Consider the following 4,317-nt stretch of genomic DNA (forward strand, 5'->3'; position numbering starts at 1 on the left):
GTTCCTAGTCCAGATGGGCCTTTGAAATCCCAAATGAGTTTTAGTTTTCTATTCAAAATAAATACCTTTTTAGTAATTGTTGAAAACAAAAATAGCTAAAAAGGTATTCAAAAGTCGAGTTCTAAAAAAAATAGATACTAACTTTTACTAGCTTCATCTTTTTGTGACCAGGTAAAAGCAATTAACCCAAGTTTTGAAATTAAAAAAATAAAGATTCCAAAAACTGTCGGGTAAAAGCTGATTTTTAAACCTGCAGCAATAACTTGTTGTGATACAGGTGTTTGTTGCATGTAGCTAAATGCACTTAGCAATCCAATGATTTGTCCTAAGATTCCAAAGGTTAAGGTAAACAAACCAATGGAGTTGATTAATTGTGTTGATTTAGGTGAGGTTGTTTTAGAGATAAAAACTTTAATCAATAGAAAAACAATCACGGCTAATAGTAGTAAAAGTGAGTACATAAAAAGTGGACCTCCGTCGTTCAAAAATTTCATAATTATATTTTTAATATTATACTCAGTAAAAGTACCTTAGATATAAGTTGCAATTTTTATTTTGCGACGAATGGAGTATTTGCCACGGGATATGTCAGCTTCCCTTCAGGTTTTGTTTTTTTTAACTGTAATTTGGTTAAATCCCTTTCAAAAATTGTCATCTATCTCAAATATTATGTAATGTAAATAATTTATCTTTTCTTGTTGTAATGAATTTAAGGCAAAATTGGTATCATATAAAAAAGAGTCTAAGACATATAGTTTTTTGGGTCTTAGTATGGCTTTTTTATGTTTATTTCTATAGTTTTAAATCAGGGAATAATTCTTATATTTTTTTGTTTTCATTGGCTCTTATTCCAATTACCATGGGGGCAACCTATTTTGTGACTTGTTTTTTGATACCAAAATATTTAGTTGAAAAGAAGTATGGTAAGTTTATTTTACACGCTTTGTATTCTGTGGTTTTGGCAGCATATGCTATTGTTTTTGTAATGCTTGCAGGGTATGTATACTTAACAGATCTTCAAATAATGGAGATACCACCTTTAGGCTGGAGTTTGTCTTATATACTTTTAAGTGTGTACTTGATAGTGATTGTTGTAGCTGCGTTTCACTTATTAAAAATGAATTATGAATCCATGGAAAAGTTTAAAGATTTACAACAAAAAATATTAGAAACTCAATTGCAGGTTAAAGAGCAGGAATTAATGTATTTGAAAAAGCAAATTCATCCACATTTTTTATTTAACACACTCAATACAATTTATGGTTTTGCTCTGAATAATTCTAAAGAGACTCCTGAGCTCATTTTAAAATTATCTAATTTACTGGACTATATTTTATATCAAGTGACAAAGCCGAAAGTTGCTTTGTATGATGAGGTAGAACATATAAAAGAATATATAAGTTTAGAAGAGGTAAGATTTCAGGATTCTTTGACTGTGAATTTCAGTTGCACACCTATTGCAAAAAGATTAGAAGTAGCTCCTATGTTGTTAATTCCATTTGTAGAGAATGCTTTTAAACATGGTGTTTTAGTTAAAGGCATGTTGAGTGTTGATATTGATATCAAATGTGATTTTGATAGTTTTAAGTTTGAAATTGAAAATAACTTCCTTTCAGAAGCTGATGATTATAATGGTGCAAAAGGAATCGGTTTAGATAATTTTAGAAAAAGGTTAGATTTGTTATATCCTGATACTTATCAGTTAGGTATTGATGCGAAAGGAGATAAATTCTGTGTAAGTTTAAGTATATCACATTTGAATAATTGAAGCAAGATGAAAAAAACGAGGTGTTTGATTGTTGATGATGAGCCCATGGCTAGAAAAATTTTAGAAGATTTTTTATCCAAAATGGAGTCTGTAGAAATTGTTGGAACTTGTAAAAATGCGATTGAAGCTTTTAATTGCATAGCGTCAAATAAGATAGATCTTGTTTTTTTGGATGTACATATGCCAGAAATTTCTGGACTGTCCTTTGCGAAATCAATCAATAAAGAGATAAGAATAATTTTTACTACAGCACATAGAGAGTATGCGGTTGATGGTTTTGATTTGCAGGCGATTGATTACTTGTTAAAACCTATTTCTTTTGATCGTTTGCAGCAGGCGGTGTATAAATATCTTGGCATAGTAAAAGAAATTGTTGAGCAAAAATCAATGGAGCAAGCTTCATTGGTGTCAGATTTTTTCTTTGTAAAGTCGGATAGGAAAATGATAAAAATAAAATTTACTGACATTTGTTTTGTTGAAAGTTTAAGTGATTATATTAAAATTGTTTTACCCAGTAAAACGGTTGTTACTAGAGAAACGATTTCTAGCATTGAAGCTCGATTGCCTTATGAAATGTTTATGAGGTGTCACCGTTCTTTTGTGGTTTCAATTGATAAAATAGAATCTTTTACTAGTGAGTTTGTAGAGTTGCCAAAAGTTGCAATTCCCATTAGTCGGTCTTATCGAAAAGATGTGTTGTCTAGATTGGAGTCTATTTGAGTAAAACAAGTATCTTTGCTGAAAAATTATAAGATTTGACTACAAACGATTTTATTGCTATTGCAAGCCGAAATGATGTGAAAAGTGGAAAGACTACTTGGCAGACACCTAGTAATATTGCTTTGGTTAAATATTGGGGAAAAAGAGATCCTCAGTTGCCAGAAAATCCATCTATAAGTTTTACCTTAAATAATTGTCATACCAATACCAGTTTGTCTTTTGTTAAAAAGGAAGAACAAGATGATGCGTTTTGTTTTAAAATTATTTTTGAAGGAGAAGAAAAACCTTCCTTTCAGCCAAAAATCCAAAAATTCTTTGAGCGTATCGTAAGCTATGTTCCATTTATCAAAGATTATAATTTTGTAATAAGTTCAGAGAACTCCTTCCCTCATAGTAGCGGTATTGCATCTTCAGCTAGTGGTATGTCTGCTATTTCTATGTGTTTGATGCAACTAGAGAAACAATTAAACCCAACTATTTCTGAAGAGTATTTTTATAAAAAGGCTTCTTTTTTAGCCCGATTAGGTTCTGGTAGTGCTTGTAGAAGCGTCAAAGGTGAGTTGGTCGTTTGGGGAGAGCATTCAGAGATTGAAGGAAGTTCAGATTTATTTGGAGTGCCATTTTCTTCAACTGTAGCACCTATCTTTAAAAATTATCAAGACACCGTTTTGTTGGTTGATAAAGGAGAGAAACAAGTGAGCAGTACGGTTGGTCATGATTTAATGCACGGGCATCCTTTTGCGAAAAATAGGTTTGCTCAGGCTTATGATAATATTTCTAAAATGAAAACTATTTTAGAAAAAGGTGCTATTTCAGAGTTTGTTGCATTGGTAGAGAGTGAAGCACTTACACTGCATGCAATGATGATGACGAGTCAGCCTTATTTTATTTTGATGAAACCAAAAACTTTGGAAATCATTCAGGAAATATGGAATTACCGAGAAGAAAATAATTCTAATATTTGTTTTACGTTGGATGCAGGTGCCAATGTACATGTGTTATACCCCATTTCAGAAAAAGAAACAGTACAAGAATTTATTGCAAATGAACTTGCCGGTTTTTGTCAAAATGGTCACTATATCCACGATGAAGTTGGATTTGGTGCTAAAGAATTGTAAAAGTTATGAAGCTTAGGGGAGTAGTTTATTTGTTGTTTTTTTTAATAACGAGTGTTGTGTTTTCACAAAAGGATACCATTTGGTTTGATGCTGATTGGAAAGTGCAATTAAAGGATTCTGCAACCTATTATAGATTGTCAGAACACAAAGAAGTCCGATTTAAAGACTCCTATCATTTTGTAGATTATACCAAAGACGGTCTAAAGATTAAAAAAGGGATTTCCTTGGAAGAAAAATCTGATAAGTTTGAAGGTGAGGTCGTTTATTATAATGAGGGTGTTTATATTAGTGAACGAATCTTGTTTAGAAATGGTTCACCTTATGGATCGCATAAAATTTATTATAACTCAGGACGATTAAAAAGTGTAAAAACGTATAATTTTGGAGTTCTTACAGGGCCTAGTAAAGTATATTATGAAGATGGTGTTTTGAAAGAATCTGGTGCGTATACCAATAATGAGCGTAATGGAGAGTGGAAAGTGTATTATCCAAACCGTAAATTGAAAGAGCAGGGTCAATATCACGATGGAGTTCGAGTAGGAGTTTGGAAGGTGTATTATTACAACGGAACTTCACAAGAGTAAATTACAGATCTGGAAGTTTGTTTTTAGTAATGCGTCAACTAGACTGATATAGAAAAGATTAAAGTTTAATATTTTCCTTATCTTTGCAACGCTATGACTAAATATGAACTTGTATGAAAGGACCTTT

The 4,317-nt window shown here is 31.7% G+C and carries 5 protein-coding genes; 4 read left to right on the top strand and 1 reads right to left on the bottom strand.

Annotated elements, in window-relative coordinates; all coding sequences use genetic code 11:
* Positions 1-137 precede the first annotated feature (137 nt).
* The gene (locus P8H68_RS09335; protein ID WP_300323917.1) at positions 138-494 is read right to left on the bottom strand and encodes a MotA/TolQ/ExbB proton channel family protein; all 357 of its coding nucleotides are present in this window, start codon (positions 492-494) and stop codon (positions 138-140) included.
* Positions 495-829: 335 nt separating this feature from the next.
* Between P8H68_RS09335 and P8H68_RS09340 the strand changes: the two genes are divergently transcribed.
* Genes P8H68_RS09340 through P8H68_RS09355 form a run of 4 tightly spaced genes read left to right on the top strand, consistent with a single transcriptional unit; the run spans position 830 to position 4,190 of the window.
* Positions 830-1,768 carry a histidine kinase gene (locus P8H68_RS09340; protein ID WP_300323920.1) on the top strand — a complete coding sequence of 313 codons (939 nt, stop codon included), beginning with the start codon at positions 830-832 and terminating at the stop codon, positions 1,766-1,768.
* A gap of 6 nt (positions 1,769-1,774) precedes the next feature.
* Complete coding sequence (locus P8H68_RS09345; RefSeq protein WP_300323923.1) at positions 1,775-2,488, top strand: LytTR family DNA-binding domain-containing protein; 714 nt, start codon at positions 1,775-1,777, stop codon at positions 2,486-2,488.
* A gap of 35 nt (positions 2,489-2,523) precedes the next feature.
* Positions 2,524-3,606: a diphosphomevalonate decarboxylase gene (locus tag P8H68_RS09350; RefSeq protein ID WP_300323926.1), complete on the top strand. Its 1,083-nt coding sequence runs from the start codon at positions 2,524-2,526 to the stop codon at positions 3,604-3,606.
* Positions 3,607-3,662: 56 nt separating this feature from the next.
* On the top strand, positions 3,663-4,190 hold the full coding sequence (locus P8H68_RS09355) for a hypothetical protein (protein ID WP_300323967.1): 528 nt from the start codon (positions 3,663-3,665) through the stop codon (positions 4,188-4,190).
* Positions 4,191-4,317 lie beyond the last annotated feature (127 nt).

This window comes from Flavicella sp. (assembly GCF_029238425.1).
Taxonomy (GTDB): Bacteria; Bacteroidota; Bacteroidia; order Flavobacteriales; family Flavobacteriaceae; genus Flavicella.

Excerpts from the sequence above, each read along its gene's own strand:
- P8H68_RS09345 (WP_300323923.1), top strand. The coding sequence starts at position 1,775 with ATGAAAAAAACGAGGTGTTTGATTGTTGATGATGAGCCCATGGCTAGA.
- P8H68_RS09335 (WP_300323917.1), bottom strand. The coding sequence starts at position 494 with ATGAAATTTTTGAACGACGGAGGTCCACTTTTTATGTACTCACTTTTA.